Source organism: Bifidobacterium mizhiense (assembly GCF_020884755.1).
GTDB lineage: Bacteria > Actinomycetota > Actinomycetes > Actinomycetales > Bifidobacteriaceae > Bombiscardovia > Bombiscardovia mizhiensis.
On the sequence record NZ_BPWE01000003.1, the window covers coordinates 238,611 to 257,460 of the forward strand.

Below are 18,850 nucleotides of genomic sequence, written 5' to 3' on the forward strand. Positions count from 1 at the left end.
CCTCACCTCTCAGGACATCTCGCGGGAGACGCGCAGGGCGCTCCTGATGTTGTTGCGTTTGACGCCGGCGGCCATGGTCATGGCGATGCACAGGGACAGATCGTCACTATTGGCATCGGCGGGCAGGGATTGGCGGGCCAGCCCATCGGATTCCTCGTTACGCTTGGCCACGATGGTATGCCCGCCCAGGTTGAACCCGTATCGACGGGCCCTGGAAATCAGCCGTACGTGCCGCATATCACGGGTGGAGCCCTCCTGGGCGCCGAGGGCCACCACATCCAGGTCCACTGCCTGCAAAGCGTCCCTGGCCAGGGTCTGGTCGTCCACGGAGATGACCACGGCGGCCGCCCCATCCTCCAGGGCGATGGACAGACTGCGCTGCACATCGAACATGCTCAAGGGATATTCCAGGTCCAGTCGCCGGTCCAGCGAGTATGAGCCCTTGGCGCTGAGAATGCCGACAGGATTGCCCAGCACATGCAGGAAGTCAGCCAAAAGATCCACCTGATCCTGCACCTGGGAACCAACCAAAGCGAAGACAGCCAAGGCCCCGGAAGGATCACCGGCGGCATTGGCCAGCAACTGGCCCATCTGCCAGGCATGCATGGTGCCGAAGAGTAGGGGTATGCGGGCTCGGCCCACCTCTTGACGGGCCGAGGCCGGCAACAGGGCCGCATAGGCGCCGCGAAGCTCAGCCTCCTCAATCATGCCCTGGTCCACCTGCCGGCCTGCAGGCACGTAAAGGCTGCCGGGCCGCACCGAGGGCAGGTCGTCCACCAGTGAAGTCACCGTAACTGGTTCAGCGAAATCAGGGACCAAAGTCAGTCCGTAGCGCCCCTTGAGCTGACCCAGGGTCAGTCGTCGGGAGATTGATTCACTCAGCGCACTCATGCTGCAATCTCTCCTTCGTCCGGGAACGCCATGATGCCTGCCGGTATCACCATGTTACCGGGATAGCATCGGTTCTGGGCGGGGACGTGGGGACCTGGTATTTCTGCATAAGGAATTCACCGATCTGGGCGAAGATGGGACCGGCGGTGATGCTGCCGAAAACGCCATCGCTGCTGTGGGGATTCTTCAGCACCACGGTGACCACAAAATGAGGGTCGTCAGCAGGCAGGATGCCCACCCAGTCGCTGATGATGCCACCCAGGCCGCCCGAGCTGTCGGCCACCTCGGCAGTGCCCGTCTTGGAGGCCACCCGATAGCCCTCCACCTTGGCCGTATTCTGGTACTTTTCAGCCACCGACTCCATGCCGTTCATAACGGTAGCCGCCACCTTTTCGTCCACTACCCTCACCCGGTTGGCATTGACGGCACCCTGGCCGTGGATGATGGTCTGATCAGTCCGGACCCCCTTGTTGGCCAGGGTGGCGATGACGTTGGTCAGCTGGATGGCGTTGGTGGCATAGCCCTGGCCGAACAATACCGTATTGCGGGTGCGCCGATCCCAGGTCTGAGGCGAAGTCAGCAGGCCCTTGGACTCCCCCGGCAGACCTAGTGCCGAAGCCTGGCCGATGCCAAAGCGGGTCAGATAGTCGTAGCGCTTCTGGTCCGGGTAGTGTTCGCCGGCCATGACCATGCCCACGTTGGAGGAGTTCTGCAGAATGCCGGCAAGGGTCCAGTGCTCGGCTGGATGGTCGAAGGCGTCCTTGTACTGCTGGTTGTCCACGGTGATGTGGTCGGGCACGGTGAAGCGGTCGCTCATGGAGTGCACCTGCTCCTGAAGCATGCCGGAGATCGAGATGGTCTTGCCGATGGAGCCGGGCTCGAAGGTCTCCGCCACCGCCCGCGAGGAGTTGACCTTGGCCTGGTCGCTGCCCGCCTGGTAGTCATCGGTGTCGGCCAGGGCCAGGATCTCGTTGGTGCGGGTGTCCTGGACGACAGCCAGGGCCCAGTCGGCATGAAAGCGCTGACAGCCTGACTTGAGGGCTTGACGGACGTACCACTGAACGTCTTGATCGACGGTCAGGGTGACATCCTTGCCGTTGACCGGATTGCGCTGACGGGTCACGGTTCCGGGGATCTCCTGGCCAAGCATTCCCTGCTGGTAGACCGTGTAACCGTCAGTGCCGGTCAGCTGCCGATTCTCCATCTGCTCGATCCCTGCCACGCCCTTGCCGCTGTCGTCGATGCCCCCGATCAGGGCTCCCATCAGATCCGCATGCGGATAGGTGCGCTCACTGCTCAGTTCTGCCGTGATGATCCCCTGCAGCCCCAGCTTGTCGATGGAGCGCTTGACCTCGGGAGTCACCCGCTTGGCCAGAACCACGTAGCGTCCAGGGACGCTGAGCTTGCCGCCCAGCTCCATGGCGTTCATCCCCAGGGCCGGCGCCAGGAGGCGGGCCACGCCGGCAGCACCGTCAGCGCCCACCGGATGGCCTTTGATGCTGTGACAGTCACTGCCTGTGCGCTTGGTGCAGTTGACTGGTATGAAGGATGCGGCCGCCTCGGGGTCGCCGATGATGTTGTACCGCTCCAGGCTCTGGGCAAGCACCCGGCCATTGACATCCAGGATGCGGCCACGCTGGGCCTTGATGGTGTGCGGCACAGTGCGGCCCGCCGCAGCGGCTTGCGCCATGGACCTTCCGTCGAAGAGCTGGATATAGGCCAGCTTACCCAGGGCCAAGGCGGCCACCAGGACCAGAATCAGACCCACAGACAAGGAACGTTTGCAGAAAGACAGGTGCCAGGAGCGTTTGGTTCCCTTGCCGCTCATGGATGCCCCGCCTTGCCCTGGGCATCCTGAGGGGGCTTGTAGCCCTGCAGATCGATGGAGTTCAGGCCCTGCTGGGGTTGCATGCCCAACTGCTGGGCCTTGTCCGGCAGGGAGGCTTGGAGTTGGTCGAGCTTGTTCTGGTCATCCTGGACGTCCTGGGTCAGATTGCTGATTTCATGCTGGACCCTGGTGGCCTCGAATGAGTCCTGTACCATCTGGGTACGCAGCATCAGGGATCCGAACATGCAGGCGGCCAAAAAGATCACGGAGGTCATGATGCGCAAGAGGGGATTGCCGCGGGTCCGCGTCCAGCCGATCAGACGCCGAGCCCCCTCAGCAAATGGACCTCGTTCGGGACGGCGGTCCTTGCCTGCCTTGCCTGTGCCCTTGATCAGGCTGAGCTCAGGCCTGGTGGGCATCTCCTGGATGCGAGGATGGCCCTTGTCCGCAGATGTCTTGGAACGGACTGAACGTGCTGGCATGGTCATGACCGGCGCCTCGATTCCGAACCGTGGCCGGCATGACGATGGCGACCGGCTGAGCCCTGCCCACGGGCCTCGGCCTGAAGCCGACGACGACGCTCCTCGGGGATGGCTCCGATCATCTCCACGGCCCGCAGGCGCACTGAAGCAGACCTGGGGTTGCGTTCCCGCTCGGCCGCATCGGCCTTGACGGCACCATGAGTCAGGTCCGACAGGTAGGGCCTGGCCTGATCGGGCACCACCGGCATGCCCGCCGGCAGGTCCACATGCAGCCCTGGCGCCATGAAGCGCTTGACCATGCGGTCCTCCAGGGAGTGGTAGGACTCCACGACCAGACGACCTCCCTTGGCCAGCCGCAGGATGGCCTGGGGCAGGGTGCGCCTCAAACGATCCAACTCTCCATTGACCTCGATGCGCAGGGCCTGAAAGACCCTCTTGGCCGGATTGCCTGGAGGACGGTGGCCACGCGGCACTGCCCTATCGACCAGACGGTCCAGCTGGGCCGAGGTGGTCAGCGGTTGCTCCTTCCTGGCTTCAACGATGGCTCGTGCGATGCGTCCTGCATAACGCTCCTCCCCATACCGGGAGAAGATGTCAGCCAGCTGGGCCTGGTCGTACTCGGCCAGGACCTGCGCAGCCGTCAGCTCCTGGCTGGTGTCCATGCGCATGTCCAGCGGGGCGTCCTGACGGTAGGTGAATCCCCTGTCGCGCTGGTCGATCTGCAGAGAAGACAATCCCAAATCCATGAAGACCAGGTCCACCTGGCCTACATCCAGGGCATCCAGCTGCTGATCCAGCTGATCAAAGGGGGCGTGAACCGGCGTGAAACGGTCGGCCAGACCCTCGTCGCGCATCCGGCCAGTGGCCAGATCCAAGGCCTGGCTATCCCTGTCTATGCCAATAAGACGGGCCTCAGGGCAGGACTTGAGGAAGGCGGTGGCGTGACCAGCCAGGCCCAGCGTGCAATCCACAGCCACGGCCCCTGGGTGCTCCAAGGCGGGTCGAGCCAGTGCAAGGCAGCGTTCCAGTAGGACGGGACGGTGGACCTTGCCGCTGTCCACGGCCTCCTGGTCGAGAGGATTGCGTTCTGACATCAGGGCCTCCATCAGCAATCCACCGCCGGAAGAACGTCATCGGCAATGTCGGCATAGCCCTGCTCCTTGCTTTCCAGGTAGGCAGTCCAGGAATCCTGATCCCAGATTTCAGCACGGGTGCCCACGCCGATGACCACGACGGGGCCGGTCAGCCGTGCATAGGAGCGCAGCATGGGCGGGACCAGGATGCGACCCTGCTTGTCCGGGACCTGGTCGACGGCGCCTGACAGAAATACGCGCAGGTAGTCCCTGGCCGATTTGTCACCCATTGAAGTGTGTTGGATGCGCACGGCCATCCGCCGAAATTCCTCGGTGGGCAGCAGGCTGACGCAGCGTTCCTGGCCACGGGCCATGACCAGACCCTGACCCAGCTGGGCGCGGAACTTGGCGGGCAAAGCCAGGCGGCCCTTGGCATCCATCTTGGGGGTGTAGGTGCCCAGAAGCATGGGCGGCAGGGAAGGCGAGGCGGCATCTGCGTCGTATGTATCGGCCATGCCCCACCTCCAATGCCAGTTTGGTAACCATGGGACGGCCCCATCGGGTAGCGTCCCCTACGCAGTGCTCCCCACTTTACCCCACTTATCCCCATCGCTCACCACCTTGACACCACTTCAGGCCCAAACCCAACCATTCGCCCCGCCGAAGGGTTCACCTCGGCGTTTCGCCACCCGGCAAAGAGGGCACGGCCAAGGGTCAGTTGAACAGAAAAGTAGAGGACGGGCGGTATATTGGATCATCCGATTTTGAACATTCCACAGAACGGACGCACATGTCGAGCTATTCCTCACAGCTGCATGAAGAGCAGACGGCGGTGGACAGGGCCTACGGCCGTCTGGACGAGCTGCGGGCGCAGGCCAGGACCAGACTGGACGCGGTTCGGGCCGCCGGCTCCCACGGTTCCCCCACCCAGCGCACCGAGCGGGATTCCTTCGCCAACATGTACGAGGACCGGCTCACCCAGCTGCGGGCCGTGGAGGACCGTCTGGTCTTCGGCCGACTGGATACTGCCCAGGGTGGTCGGCGATATATCGGACGACTGGGCCTGCTTGACAGCAACCATGAGCCCATCCTGACCGACTGGCGGGCCGAGGCCGCACGCCCCTTCTACGAGGCCACTCCGGCAGACCACGGAGACATCGTCATGCGCAGGCACATCACCCTCAACTTCCGCCAGGTCACCGGCATCGAGGATGAGGTTCTTGACCTGTCGGCCCCAGAAGTGGACAAGGCGGCCCAGGGTGGCACCCTGGCCGGCGAGGGCGCGCTCATGGCATCCCTGTCCAGCCGCCGCACCGGGCAGATGACCGACATCGTGGCCACCATCCAGGCTGAACAGGACCGGATCATCCGCTCCCCCATGACCCGTCCGCTGGTGGTCCAGGGCGGACCGGGCACCGGCAAGACGGCCGTAGCCCTGCACCGGGCCGCTTATCTGCTCTACACCCATAGGCGCAGACTGGAGAGTTCAGGCGTGCTGATCGTCGGGCCCAGCAACGCCTTCCTGCACTATATCGACCAGGTCCTGCCCTCCCTGGGCGAGACTGGAGTGCTCAGCCGCACCATGGGCGACCTCATCCCCGGCATCAGCACTGAACGCCAGGAGGACCCGCACGTGGCCCGGCTCAAGGGGGACATCCGCATGGCCGAGGCCGTAGCCAATGCCGTCGCCTCCCGGGAGCGGGTGCCTGCCTCCCTGCCCACCGTCAAGGTGGATGGGGTGGCCGTCCCTATGCTGGCGGTCGACCTGGAACAGGCCCTGGTCGATGCCCGACGCAGCCACCAGCCCCACAACAAAGCCAGGAATACCTTCGTGCGCTCGGCCCTGAACGCCATGACCGCCCGCTATGCCGAAGGCGTGGACTATCAGCCTGGAGCCGAGGAACTCGCCCGGGTCACCTCCCTGCTGAGACTGAACGACCAGGTACGGCGGACCCTCAATCTAGCCTGGCTGCCCATGAACCCCCGCTGGCTGGTCAATGACCTCTGGTCCAGGCCGGACCGTCTGCGCCGGTTCGCCCCTTGGCTGACTCCTGAACAGATTGATCTGCTGACCCGCCAGGACGGCGCCAAACTGACCGTATCTGACATCCCCATCCTGGATGAGGCCATGGAGCTGTTGGGCCCTGACCCCCGTCAGGCGGACCGCGACCAGGCTGAAAAGGCCCGCCGCGATGAGGAACGACGGTTTGCCAGCGACACCTTGGCCCAGAATGGCATCGGAACGGGCATCGTGACCTCGCAGATGCTGCTTGATTCCATCAACGGCCAGGACGAGAACCAAGCAGCCACTCAGGCGGCCGCCGACCGCGAATGGGTCTACGGGCACATCGTGGTCGACGAGGCCCAGGAGCTGACAGCCATGGACTGGAGGATGCTGGTTCGGCGCTGCCCCTCCCGATCCTTCACCATCGTCGGGGACGTGGCACAGACGGCCGCACTGGGTGGCACCCGATCCTGGGCCTCCACTATGGACGCGCTTTTCGGACCGGATGGATGGGATCTGCGGCAGCTGACCATCGACTATCGCAACCCTCGTCAGGTATCCAACCTGGCCTCCTCCTTCGCAGCCTCCGAGGGCCTTGAGGTCTCGACCCTCAAGGCTGTGCGCGAGGTGGAAGGATCGGTAAGCCGCCTACGGGCAGAGGATCGGGTCAGTCTGTTGGATCAGCTGCCTGATCTGGTGAGCGGACTGGCGGAACGTCATCTGGGCAAGGACGGCACCGGACGCCTGACCATCATCGTTCCCAGCGCCCTGGAAGCCAAGGTCAGCTCAAGGCTACATATTGATAAGGCTCAGGAGCATCAGATCACGGTAACGACCACCGGCCACACCAAGGGCCTGGAGTTCGATGCCGTGGTTCTCGTGGAGCCTGGTGCCATTCAGGATGAGGCTCCTTCCAGGCTGAGCGCAGCGTCTGACCTCTATGTGGCCATGACGCGACCCACCCAAGAGCTGGTCATTGCCCAAACTTCCGGGGATCAGAAACTATTGAATCTGGGATGAAGTATCTAGTGCCGGGCCAGTATCAGGCCTGGCACCGCGTTCACTTCCAGTCACAGGCCAGCCCCGTCACACAATGACGGAAGCTGCTGGCCTGTTGCGGTGTGGGCCTGCTGCAGTCAGAATTGCCGGTGCCCAAATAGCCGAATTCAGGACTGTGCAGTAGCAGACTGCTCTTCAGCTGACTGGTCTTCGGCGCGCAAGGTGTCGATGGCCTGCTGGAAGTCCTCCAGGTTGCTGAAGTTGCGGTAGACCGAGGCGAAACGCAGATAGGCCACCTCGTCCAACTCCCGGAGAGGCTTCAGGATAGCCCTGCCGACCTCTTCCGAATCGACCTGAGCCAGGCCACGCGAACGCAGATCCTCTTCGACCTGCTGGCCCAAGAGTTTCAGGTCGTTTTCATCAATGGGCCTACCTTGGCAGGCCTTCCTCACGCCAGCAATGACCTTGTCCCGATTGAAGGGCTCGGCATTGCCTGAGCGCTTCATAACCAGGAGGATTGAGGTCTCCACCGTGGTGAACCGACGCGAACATTGCGGACACTCGCGGCGGCGTCTGATGGCATGGCCGTCGTCGCTGATTCGCGTATCCACAACCTTGGTATCGGGATTTTGGCAGAAAGGACAGTGCATGTGCAATATCATAGCGCCAAAGAACCTCAAGACCCACGTATACCGGGCCTATCAGCGTATAACACTGGACAAACTCCTCAAATTCAGCTAGTTACCCTTTTCCAGTCAACAAGCTATTGAAGCCCCATTGGTGATTCCCTGAACCGAAGATCGCTGCCTCACTCGTCGCTGGGAATCAGAATTCGGTCCCCAACGCGCAGATTGGGTGAGAACATATTGTTGATCTCCATGATGCGGTCTACGTTTTTAGTGACGTCCTCGCCTTGCGGCGTGATTGAGGCCGCATAGGACCAGACATTATCGCCCGGACGAACTGTACGGGTGACGACCTCCTGTGGTCCTGGAGCGGAGCTGGCCGGACGAGCCAGCAATCCGACCCCAGTCAGGGCCAGGGCGCTCACTGCAAGGAAAACCGCGAATCTGCGCATGATGACGCTCGCAAAACCCTGCTCGGACAAACATGCTGTTATAGCTCTACACAGACGAGCCTTGATGGACGAGAACACAGTACTGATACGGACCCGGCAGTCCGAAAGCAGGTTCGAAGGCGCTGACATGCGGGGACTGGCGCAGGAACGAACAACCATGGCACACCTCTTTCGAACATTTGTTCTATCGAACAGATGTTCTCATTGTGGCACCGTAGTCGTCATTTGGCAAGACCGATTCGAACATTTGTTTGATTTTTCACTTCAGGCAGGTTAAGCTGGGTTCAGTTTCCAAGGAAAGGAGCCATCAGTGAGCACCATCCCCTTTGCCGGGTCTGCGACCATGAGCTCCGCCAGCCAGTCCACTACCACTGACAACGCAACCTCTCAGGAAAAGGCCGAGACCTCAGCCAAAAACGAAGCGAAAGAAAACGCCGTCAGCTTCGAGAGCCAAAATCAAGGATCCAGGCCTGAGCTCACCGATCGCCAGGCCAGGGTGTTGGAAGCCATCAAGCGTCACCTGTCAGAGCGCGGATTCGTGCCCTCCTACAGGGAGATCGGCAGAGACGCGGGACTGCGCAGTACTTCTTCTGTCAAGCACCAGCTTCAGGTCTTGCAGGATCTGGGTTACATTCGTCTGACTGCTAACAAGGGCCGTGCCATAGAACTGGTCCAGAACCATCCTGAGCCGACCGCAGGAACCGCCAGAATCGTTCCTTTCCCTGACACAAAGGCCGACGAGGCCATCATGCAGTCGCGAGATGTACCTCTGGTCGGCAGAATTGCCGCCGGCCAGCCCATTCTGGCCGAACAGCATGTGGACGATGTCATGCGTCTGCCGGAACGTTTGACCGGATCCGGCGAGCTCTTCATGCTTGAGGTCCATGGGGATTCCATGGTCGATGCCGCCATCTGCGACGGAGACTTTGTCGTCGTCCGCCGCCAGCAGGAGGCTGAGAACGGAGATATTGTTGCAGCCCTGTTGGACGATGGTGCTACGGTAAAGACCTTCCGACGCGAGGAGGGTCACGTTTGGTTGATTCCCCACAACCCGGCCTACTCCCCCATTGACGGCACCCACGCCGTCATCATGGGCAAGGTGGTCACCGTTCTGCGCAAGGTCTGAGGGTTACATATCCAAGTGTTCGCCGCTGCTGTTCCGGTGACCCTGCGGTTCTATCTGAAAGGTCGTGTGTTCGACCGAGACCGGGAAATGATCGCGCAGACAGCGTTGCATGCTGGTCAGAATACGTTCGTTTTCGACAGCCGTCGTGCCCTGACGCACTACCACATGTGCCGTCAGCTGCGGCAGACCAGTGGAAACGCTGTTGGCATGCAGATCATGAACCTCAAGTACGCCAGGCACTCCCTCCAGGTGCCTCCTGACCTTGGCCATGTCGAGCTCCGGCGGGGTTTCCTCAAGAAGCACAGAGACGCTGCTGGCCAGGAGCTTGATTGCGCGGGGAATCATCAGCAGAGCGATCAGAGCTCCCGCCACGGCATCGAACCCGGCCCAACCGGTGATCATCATGACCGCAGCTGATATCAGAACCGCCACCGAACCCAAGGCATCGTTGACCACTTCGAGAAAGGCGGCACGCATGTTCAGGTTGTCCTTATGCCCGGAGGCCAGGACCAGGATGGACCCTACATTGGCAGCCAGGCCCAAAATGCCGAAGAAGAGCAGCAACCCCTGCTGATGGACCTGATCCCGCCCAGGTGACCAGAGTCGCAAGACGGCCTCCACAATGGCGTAGATGCCCACAGCCAGCAGAACCAGGGCACCGCCAGCCGCCGTGATGACCTCCAGACGGGACCAGCCCCAGGTACGTCGGTTCGTGGGGCGACGCTCCATCAACACGGCAGTGACCGTGGAGGCGATCAGCACAGCCATGTCCGTCATCATGTGCCCGGCATCGACCAACAGAGCCAGGCTACGGGTGACCACGGCGCCGACAACTTCAGCCACGAAGACCGATCCCGTCAGCGCCAGGGTCATCAGCAACTGTCGACGATGGGCGGATCCGCCACCCTGGACACCACCTTCATGAGCACTCATGCATACCCCGATTCATCAGTCACCAAAGTATGTCACCAGGGGTCATAAGGCAAGAGTCTTCTGAGAAATACTCAGAAACCGAACTTGCTTGCCGTCTCCTTGAGGGTCTCGGCGGAACGCTTCAGAGCGGCCAGCTCGCCGTCGCTCAGAGGGGTGTTGATGTGGGTGTTGACCCCGTCACGGTTGAGCACGCTGGGCACCGACATGCACACGTCGGAGATCCCGTGGAAGTCCTCCAGCAGAGAGCTGACCGGCAGGATTCGGTCAGTGCCGTTCAGGATGGACTCGATGATGTCCACGCCGGACATGGCGATGGCGAAGTTGGTCGCCCCCTTGCCCTCGATGATCTGGTAGGCGGCGTTCTTCACCTCCTGGTGGATCTCCTCGCGCTTGGCCGCGTCCAGGGGCTCATGGCCGGGCAGCTCCATCCAGTCGCACATGGGCACGCCGCCGATGGTGGCCGAGCTCCAGAGAGGGACCTCGGAGTCGCCGTGCTCACCGGCAATATAGGCATGGACGTTCTTGACGTTGACGCCGGTCTGCTGGCCGATCAGGTAGCGCAGGCGGGCGGAGTCCAGGTTGGTGCCCGAACCGAACATCTGGTTGACCGGTAGCCCGGACAGCTCCAGGGAAACCCGGGTCACGATGTCGACGGGGTTGGTAATCAGCAGGAAGATGGCATTGGGGGCCACCTCGACCATCTGAGGGATGATGGACTTCATCATGTTGATGGTGGCGCCGGCCAGGTCAAGCCGAGTCTGCCCCGGCTTCTGCCTGGCTCCGGCAGTGATGACCACCATGTCGGCATCGGCGCAGATCTGCGGATCGTCCGAGCCGTCGATGGTGACTGTTGGGTAGAAACTGGATCCGTGCTGCATGTCGCGGACCTCGGCCTCAACACGCTGGGCGTTGATATCCTCAAGGACGATCTCCCGAGCCACACCACGCTGGGCCGCCGAGAAGGCCAGGGTCGACCCCACGGCTCCGGCTCCTACGATCGCTAGCTTGGTTGGCTTGATTGATGATTCCGCCATAGTTTTATGGACCTCTCTTATCGGAACCCGGGAAACGGGTTTGCCGCTGACAACATACGTAGTTTACCCAGCATAGGTGACCTGGCGTGCACCTGCCCCTTAGGAGCCCAACCCGGCTGCTGGCGTGTCACCCGTTGGAGCCTGCAAGGGCTTCTCGTCGATGGCCTGGTCAAGCACGGCAGCCGCCAGCCGGTCGTCCACATCAGCGCTCAGCGCAACCCCATCGGCCCGGTATTCCAACGAATTCACCCGTCCCAACTGCCGCACCTGTTCCAGCAGGGAGCCGCTGGTGTAGGGCAGGATGGCCTGGACATGCACAGCCGGGGCGGGCAGCAGCTCCTCCACCCGTCTGCGCAGGGACTCAAGGCCCTGACCCTGCCTGGCCGAGACCAAAAAGGCATCAGGCTCAAGGTTGGCGAGCCGCTGCCGGGCATCCTGATCGATCAGATCAACCTTGTTGAAAACCAGCAGACGAGGAATGGACTCAGCGCCGGGGATGTCTGCCAGCACGGCATCTACAGCCCTGATCTGCCCAAAGGGATCGGGGTGGGAGCCGTCCACGACGTGCAGAATCAGGTCGGACTGCCCTACCTCCTCCAGGGTGGATTTGAAGGCTTCGACCAGCTGAGTGGGCAGGCGGCGGACGAACCCGACCGTGTCCACATAGACGTAGAGCCGACCGTCTGCCGCCTTGGTGCGCCTGACGGCCGTATCCAGGGTGGCGAAGAGGGCATTCTCCACCAGTTCCTCGGACCCGGTCAGCCGGTTGGTCAGCGAGGACTTGCCGGCATTGGTGTACCCCACCACGGCCACTGCCGGCAGCTGGTAGCGCCGCCGGGATCCACGCTTGACCTGACGCGAGGGGGCCATCTGGGCGATCTGACGCTTCAACCGGGAAATCCGTCGTCTGATGACCCGCCGGTCGGTCTCGATCTTGGTCTCTCCCGGGCCTCGGGAGCCTATGCCGCCGGCCTGCCCGGCAGCCTGTCCCCCGGCCTGCCGGGAGAGGGATCCGCCCCAGCCGCGCAGCCTGGGCAGCATGTACTCCAGCTGGGCCAGCTCCACCTGGGCCTTGCCCTCACGACTGGTGGCGTGCTGGGCGAAGATGTCCAGGATCAGGGCTGTCCTGTCGACCACCTTGACCTTGGTGACATCCTCCAGGGCCCGTCGCTGGGAGGGATGAAGGTCGTCATCGGTAATGATGGTGTCGGCGCCCAGCCGGGCCACGATATCCGCCAGCTCCCGCGCCTTGCCTGAACCCAGGTAGGTGGCAGGATCCGGCTTGACCCGCTGCTGCAGCAAGCCATCCAGCACCTGAGCCCCGGCAGTCCGTGCCAGGGCGGCCAGCTCGCGCAGGGACTCCTCGGCCTGACCGACCGTGGTCCGCGAACCCGACCAGACGCCGACCAGGACCACCCGCTCCAGACGGACCTTCCGGTACTCCACCTCGGTCACGTCCTGGAGCTCGCCCAGCCCCTCGACATGGCGGAAGGCGTTGCGCCGGCTGCGCTCCTGCCATTCCTGATCCTGGTCCTGCCCGACCTGCCCCTCGCTGCCGGTCAGCACCTCGGACTTGTGGGCGAGCGGGTCCTGGTGGGCATCGACAACTGTTGGGCCAAGCTCTTGGGTCGGTTGTTCTTGGGTCAAAGGCACCTCTGCACTGGTTTATGGACTAGGGAACGAATCCGGTATAGGCGGAATCATGACACAGTCTTTATTATCATCTTCTTAGCAGACATCAGTGAGTGCCCGAGGGACGGGCAGGATTCGAAGACGGACAGGATGGACATGACGCACAGGGACCATGGCAGCAGCCGGGGGCAATCCTCCAGGACCGGGACGGACGGAGGCGAACAGTACTTCGTAGCCCGTCCGGCCTCCCCCGACCAGCGGCGGACCATCCAGGTGGAGCTGGCCGGCCGTACCTGCCAGGTGGAGGTTTCCCACGGGGTCTTTTCGTCAGGAAGGCTTGACCTGGGCACTTCGGTCCTGCTCAAACGCGTCCCCCTGCCTCCGGCCGAGGGCGACTTTCTGGACCTGGGCTGCGGCTGGGGGCCCATCGCCCTGAGCATGGCCATGCAGTCGCCCAAGGCTGACGTCTACGCTGTGGACACCAACCTGCGAGCCCTGGACCTTACCGCCCGCAACGCACAAACCCAGGGTCTTGACAGGGTGCGCACCCTAACCCCGGAACAGGTGCCGGACGATCTGCACTTCGACCTGATCTGGTCCAATCCGCCCATCCGGGTGGGCAAGGCGGCCCTGCACGACCTGCTGATGACCTACCTGCCCAGGCTAAAGCCCCAGGGCCTTGCCTATCTGGTGGTCCAGCGCAACCTGGGTGCCGACTCCCTGATTCCCTGGCTGGCTGAGGCCCTGGGCTCCGGCTGGACGGCGGAAAAGTACGCCTCAGCCAAGGGCTACCGGGTCATCGAGGTGGGCCAGGCATGAGGTTCGAGTATCCAGCCGAGCTGCCCATCAGCGCGGCCAAGGAGGACATCGTCCATGCCGTGCAGTCCTCCCAGGTGGTCATCGTCTCGGGCCAGACCGGCTCGGGCAAGACCACCCAGATCCCCAAGATCCTCCTGGAAATGGGCCGTGGCGACCACGGCCACCAGATTGTGCACACCCAGCCCAGGAGGATCGCCGCCAGAACCGTGGCCGAGCGTATCGCCTCGGAGACGGGCACCAGGCTGGGCGACCAGATCGGCTACCAGGTGCGTTTCACCGACAAGTCCAGCCGCAGCACCCGCCTGCGAGTGGTCACCGACGGCATCCTCCTGGCGCAGATCCAGGGCGATCCGCAACTGCGGGCCTACGACACCATCATCATCGACGAGGCCCACGAGCGCAGCCTGAACATCGACTTTCTGCTGGGGTATCTGACCGCCCTGCTGCCCAAACGGCCCGATCTGAAACTGATCATCACCTCGGCCACCATCGATTCGGTCAAGTTCCGGGATCACTTCGCCAAGGCTCTGCACACCCAGGTGCCCGTGCTGGAGGTCTCCGGCCGCACCTATCCGGTCCAGACCCTCTACGAGCCTGCCGGATCGGCCCCTGCCCTGATGCGGCATGTCCCCGGGTTCGACTCCGAGGAGGAGGGCCAGGACAGGGAGGAGCCGGACATCCCCAAGGCGGTGGCCCGGGCCTGCACCGAACTGGTCATCCACTCCACCCATGTCGACGGCCCCAGGGACATCCTGGTCTTCGCCGCCGGCGAGCGCGACATCCGCGAGTACGAGACCGCCCTGCGACGCCACTTCGGCCCGCGGACTTCCGACATGCGTCGCCCGGATGCCCTGGAGATCATCCCCCTCTTCGCCCGCCTGTCCGCCAAGGAGCAGCACCGGGTCTTCGAAAGCCACGGCCATCAGCGCATCGTCATCGCCACCAACGTGGCCGAAACCTCCCTGACGGTGCCGGGCATCCGATACGTAGTGGATCCCGGGCTGGCCAGGATCAGCCGCTATTCCAAGTCGGCCAAGGTCCAGCGGCTGCCCATCGAGCCCATCTCCCAGGCCTCGGCAGATCAGCGTGCAGGCCGCTGCGGACGTGTGGCCGACGGCATCGCCATCCGCCTCTATGCCAAGGACGACTACGACACCCGTCCCAAGTTCACCGATCCGGAGATCCTGCGTACCTCCCTGGGGTCGGTCATCCTGCACATGCTCTCGGTGGGTGTGGCCCATACGGCCGAGGATGTCACCGACTTCGGCTTCATCGATCCGCCCGACACCCGTGCGGTCAGCGACGGTCTACGCGAACTGACCGAGCTGCAGGCCATATCACGCCAGCAGGGCCTCATCCGGCTGACCAATCTGGGACGGCGGCTGGCCAGAATCCCCATCGACATCCGCCTGGGCAGAATGATCCTGCAGGCCGGTCAGGACGCCACCCCGGACACCCTGGCCGCTGTTCTGGTGGTCGTGGCCTTCCTCTCCCTGCAGGACCCTCGCGAGCGCCCGGAGGAGAAGCGCGAGGAGGCCGACCGGATCCACGCCCGCTACGAGGACCCCTCCAGCGACTTCCTGACGGCCCTGAATATCTGGAACCGATTTTTCCCGCAGGACAAGGAGCCCTCCAACGGGACCCTGCGCAAGGCCTGCAAGCAGGAGTACATGGCCTTCCTGCGCATGCGGCAGTGGCATGACCTCTACCGGCAGCTGGCCCAGATGTGCCGAGGCTTGCACATGAAGGTAGGCTCCCCTGTCCCCGTCAAGGGACCGGACCAGGCCCTGCTGGACCTGCCTATTGGGCAGCAGGCAGCACACGCCCTGGTCTGCTCCTGGGACGACCAGGGCATCCACCGTTCCATGCTGGCTGGCCTGCTCTCCAGCATGGGCATGCAGGTGGTTCACGAACCCAAGGCCTCCGATTTCGCCGGCCTGCATGGTGCGGCCCGGGCCAAGGCCATGAAGCGGGCGCGCCGGCAGGCCAAGAACGACTATCAGGGTGCGCGCGGCACACATTTCGCCATCTTTCCAGGTTCTGCACTCTCCAAGGCCAATCCGCCCTGGATCATGGCTGCTGAGCTGGTGGAGACCTCCCGGCTCTGGGCCCGCTGCTGTGCGGCCATTGATCCGACCTGGGCCGAGCCCCTGGCCAAGTCCCTGAGCAGAACCACCTACGCCGAACCCCATTGGTCAGCCTCCCGTGGTGCCGCAGTGGCGACCTCCAAGGTCCTGCTTTACGGTCTGCCCATCGTGCGCGACAGGATGGTCCAGTGGGCCCGGATCAACCCCAGCCAGGCCAGGGACATGCTGATACGCCAGGGCCTGGTCCAGGGTGACGTGCGCGAGCGCTTCCCCCATGACGGCTTCATCCAGGCCAACCGGCAGGTGCTCAACGAGGCTGGCGAGCGGACCAGCCGAACCCGCCAGGTGACCGGCACTGTCACCGAGGAGGACCTATACGATTTCTACCAGGAACGCATTCCCCAGGAAGCCACCTCCCTGGCCGCACTGGGCTCTTGGTGGCGGAAGCACCACGATGCGGACCCGCACCTGCTGGACTTCGACCCTGACAAGGTGGAGCGCCTGAACGACCAGTCCGCCTCCTACCGACCCGGAGACTACCCCGACCACTGGCACACCCTGGGCACCGACGGCCGGCCCATGGATCTGCCCCTGACCTATCGCTACCAGCCGGGAGAGCCTGACGACGGCATCACAGTCCACATCCCCCTGCACTGCCTGAACCAGCTGACGCCAGGGCAGTTCAGCTGGACTGTGCCCGGCCTTCTGGATGACCTGATCACAGCCACCATCAAGTCCCTGCCCAAGGCCCTCCGGGTCCAGTTCGTTCCCGCCCCTGACGCCGCCCGGACCATCCGCTCCTGGATAGACGGCCACTATCCCCTGCTGCCTGGTGCCGATCCTCCGTCGGCAGAGCAGGCCACCTACGGGTCGGCAGACCAGCATGCGGACGGAGACGAAAACGGTGCAAGAGCCATCCCCAGCGGGGGCTGGCCGGACTTCGAGCAGGCCTTCACCGCCGCGGCTATTGATACTCTCGGAGCCCAGCTACACCCGGAGGTCTTCACCCAGGCCAGGCTGGAACGACTGCCCGGCTACCTGCGACCCACCTTCCAGGTGGAGGAGAAACGGCGCCACGGCCACCCCAAGGTCCTGGGCCGGTCCAAGTCCTTGACCGATCTGCAGCGAAACCTGGCTGGACAGGCCCGACAGTCGGCCCGGTCACGGGTGGACTCCCAGGCCAGCAAGGCCGCCCAACAGGGCCAGGTGGTCAAGAGCGCCGACCTCCTCCATCAGTCCGGCGCCACCACCAAACCGCGCGAGGAACTGATCTGGCAGGCCGCCCTGGACAAGCTCCACCTGCCTGCCCAGCGGATCTCCTCACGCTGGCTGAGCCGGGAGGCCCTGATGCTGGCTTCGGCCCCCTACCCGGACACCTCTGCCCTGGCCGAGGACCTGCAGATGGCCGCTGTCAAGCGCCTGATCCCCCACACCGAGACCATCACCGACGATCAGACCCTGCAGGAGGCTGTGGCCGGCGTCAGCCAGGTCTACGAGGACACCGTGTATCAGGTGGCCAAGGATGTAGTCGCCATTCTGGAGACTTCGGCCCAGGTGGACAAGGCCGTGTCTGGCCCGGCCGATTTGCCCCTGCTCTCCGTCCTACAGTGGATACGCCAGCATTCGGCCAGCCTGGTGGCCAAGGGCTTCATCGGCGCCGACCCGCCCTATGCCCTTCCCCGCCTGCGCACATATCTGAAGGCGGACCTGATGCGCCTGGACAAGGCCCGCAGGGACAAGGACCGTGACGTACGATGGGCATGGCAGGCGCAGACCGCCCAGGATCTAGTGGATCAGGCGGCCAAGACGGCCCAGGCTCTGCCCGCCGGTCCCGGAAGAGACCAGGCCATGGACCGTGCGCGAAGGGGACGTTGGATGATGGAGGAGTACTTCGTCTCCATCTGGGCCCAGGAGTTGGGGACAGCCATCCCTGTCAGTCTGCAACGAATCAGGAAGGTGCTGGAAGGAAAGCCATGAGCAAAAGACCATCGGGACGATCACGTAGGGGCGGCACCAAACGCGGAGGGACCAGCCTCCGCCGCGCGCAGACCCTGGGGGCCGCCCTGATGGCCGCAGTCCTGGTGGTCGCCCTATGCATCCTGGCTGTCCGTTTCGTCTCCTACAGGCTGATGGTAGGCCGCGTCATCCGCCACCAGGAGGAGCTGTCCCAGGAGTACGTTTTCAATCCAGGCAAAATCATCACCGATCACCGTTTTCATGACACCGTGGACATGAACGCCGACGACGTCGAGGCCTTTTTAAACAACCACGAGGCCTCATGCAACGGATCCACCTGCCTGCGCAGCCTGCAGATGGATGTCCCCGACCGTCCCGGTGACGGTCTATGTGATGCCTACAAGGGCGGCAAGAAACAGAGCGCGGCTCAAATCATCGACGGGGCCGCCCGCTCCTGTGGAATCAGCCAGAAGGTCCTCCTGACCATGCTGCAAAAGGAGCAGCATCTAGTGGCCACCAATCATCCCCCCACCCAGGTCCAGCTTCGGTCGGCCATGGGCCTTTCCTGCCCAGATGATGCAGACTGTGACACCCGCTATGCCGGATTCTTCAATCAGGTCTACGGGGCTGCCCACCGATTCCGCTACTACCAGGCCCATCGGGACCAGTATGCCTACCAGACCAAGGCTCTGAACGATGTACGCTTCAGCCCCGATGTCTCCTGTGGCAGCGGCAAAGTCTACATCGAAAATGATGCCACTGCCCTGCTCTACATCTATACGCCCTACCAACCCAACGAGGCAGCGCTGCAGGCAGGCGACGGCGAAGGCGACCGCTGCTCCAGCTACGGCAACCGCAACTTCGTCATCATCTACAACAACTGGTTCGGCCGATCGGACCAGTGAGC

15 protein-coding genes are annotated in these 18,850 nt (G+C 63.3%); 5 read left to right on the top strand and 10 right to left on the bottom strand.

Features of this window, described 5'->3' with window-relative positions; translation table 11 throughout:
* Nucleotides 1-9: 9 nt before the first annotated feature.
* From LPC22_RS05830 to mraZ, 5 genes are read right to left on the bottom strand one after another with little or no spacing between them, the layout of a single operon-like run.
* The gene (locus LPC22_RS05830) at nucleotides 10-891 is read right to left on the bottom strand and encodes a UDP-N-acetylmuramyl peptide synthase (RefSeq protein WP_229133096.1); all 882 of its coding nucleotides are present in this window, start codon (nucleotides 889-891) and stop codon (nucleotides 10-12) included.
* A gap of 46 nt (nucleotides 892-937) precedes the next feature.
* Complete coding sequence (locus tag LPC22_RS05835; protein ID WP_229133097.1) at nucleotides 938-2,719, bottom strand: peptidoglycan D,D-transpeptidase FtsI family protein; 1,782 nt, start codon at nucleotides 2,717-2,719, stop codon at nucleotides 938-940.
* A complete protein-coding gene (gene ftsL, locus LPC22_RS05840; protein ID WP_229133098.1) occupies nucleotides 2,716-3,207 on the bottom strand; it encodes a cell division protein FtsL in 492 nt (163 codons plus the stop codon). The genes LPC22_RS05835 and ftsL overlap by 4 nt, the downstream gene beginning before the upstream one ends.
* Nucleotides 3,204-4,295, bottom strand: coding sequence for a 16S rRNA (cytosine(1402)-N(4))-methyltransferase RsmH (gene rsmH, locus LPC22_RS05845; RefSeq protein WP_229133099.1), 1,092 nt, complete (start codon nucleotides 4,293-4,295; stop codon nucleotides 3,204-3,206). Before rsmH ends, ftsL begins: the two co-directional genes overlap by 4 nt.
* Before the next feature lie 11 nt (nucleotides 4,296-4,306).
* The gene (gene mraZ, locus LPC22_RS05850) at nucleotides 4,307-4,789 is read right to left on the bottom strand and encodes a division/cell wall cluster transcriptional repressor MraZ (protein ID WP_024627224.1); all 483 of its coding nucleotides are present in this window, start codon (nucleotides 4,787-4,789) and stop codon (nucleotides 4,307-4,309) included.
* Nucleotides 4,790-5,064: 275 nt separating this feature from the next.
* Here mraZ and LPC22_RS05855 point away from each other — a divergent pair, with 275 nt between their 5' ends.
* Nucleotides 5,065-7,299 carry a HelD family protein gene (locus LPC22_RS05855; RefSeq protein ID WP_229133100.1) on the top strand — a complete coding sequence of 745 codons (2,235 nt, stop codon included), beginning with the start codon at nucleotides 5,065-5,067 and terminating at the stop codon, nucleotides 7,297-7,299.
* 146 nt (nucleotides 7,300-7,445) lie between these two features.
* Here LPC22_RS05855 and nrdR read toward each other — a convergent pair whose 3' ends face one another.
* Both nrdR and LPC22_RS05865 read right to left on the bottom strand, forming a co-directional pair.
* Nucleotides 7,446-7,928 (bottom strand): transcriptional regulator NrdR, encoded by a 483-nt coding sequence (gene nrdR, locus LPC22_RS05860; RefSeq protein ID WP_024627226.1) that lies wholly within the window; start codon nucleotides 7,926-7,928, stop codon nucleotides 7,446-7,448.
* Between the two features lie 158 nt (nucleotides 7,929-8,086).
* A complete protein-coding gene (locus tag LPC22_RS05865; protein ID WP_229133101.1) occupies nucleotides 8,087-8,386 on the bottom strand; it encodes a LysM peptidoglycan-binding domain-containing protein in 300 nt (99 codons plus the stop codon).
* Nucleotides 8,387-8,666: 280 nt separating this feature from the next.
* Here LPC22_RS05865 and lexA point away from each other — a divergent pair, with 280 nt between their 5' ends.
* Nucleotides 8,667-9,482, top strand: coding sequence for a transcriptional repressor LexA (gene lexA / locus LPC22_RS05870; protein ID WP_229133102.1), 816 nt, complete (start codon nucleotides 8,667-8,669; stop codon nucleotides 9,480-9,482).
* Between the two features lie 3 nt (nucleotides 9,483-9,485).
* Here the strand turns inward: lexA and LPC22_RS05875 are convergent, their stop codons facing one another.
* The 3 genes from LPC22_RS05875 to hflX form a co-directional block, all read right to left on the bottom strand.
* Nucleotides 9,486-10,415, bottom strand: a complete 930-nt coding sequence (locus LPC22_RS05875; RefSeq protein WP_229133103.1) for a cation diffusion facilitator family transporter — start codon at nucleotides 10,413-10,415, stop codon at nucleotides 9,486-9,488.
* A gap of 71 nt (nucleotides 10,416-10,486) precedes the next feature.
* On the bottom strand, nucleotides 10,487-11,449 hold the full coding sequence (locus LPC22_RS05880; protein WP_024627229.1) for an L-lactate dehydrogenase: 963 nt from the start codon (nucleotides 11,447-11,449) through the stop codon (nucleotides 10,487-10,489).
* Between the two features lie 99 nt (nucleotides 11,450-11,548).
* Entirely contained in the window at nucleotides 11,549-13,015 is a 1,467-nt protein-coding gene (gene hflX / locus LPC22_RS05885; RefSeq protein WP_229133159.1) for a GTPase HflX, read from the bottom strand.
* Nucleotides 13,016-13,237: 222 nt separating this feature from the next.
* Between hflX and LPC22_RS05890 the strand changes: the two genes are divergently transcribed.
* From LPC22_RS05890 to LPC22_RS05900, 3 genes are read left to right on the top strand one after another with little or no spacing between them, the layout of a single operon-like run.
* The gene (locus LPC22_RS05890) at nucleotides 13,238-13,900 is read left to right on the top strand and encodes a class I SAM-dependent methyltransferase (protein WP_229133104.1); all 663 of its coding nucleotides are present in this window, start codon (nucleotides 13,238-13,240) and stop codon (nucleotides 13,898-13,900) included.
* Nucleotides 13,897-17,964, top strand: a complete 4,068-nt coding sequence (gene hrpA / locus LPC22_RS05895) for an ATP-dependent RNA helicase HrpA (protein WP_229133105.1) — start codon at nucleotides 13,897-13,899, stop codon at nucleotides 17,962-17,964. The genes LPC22_RS05890 and hrpA overlap by 4 nt, the downstream gene beginning before the upstream one ends.
* Entirely contained in the window at nucleotides 17,961-18,848 is an 888-nt protein-coding gene (locus tag LPC22_RS05900) for a LasA N-terminal domain-containing protein (RefSeq protein WP_229133106.1), read from the top strand. The genes hrpA and LPC22_RS05900 overlap by 4 nt, the downstream gene beginning before the upstream one ends.
* Nucleotides 18,849-18,850 lie beyond the last annotated feature (2 nt).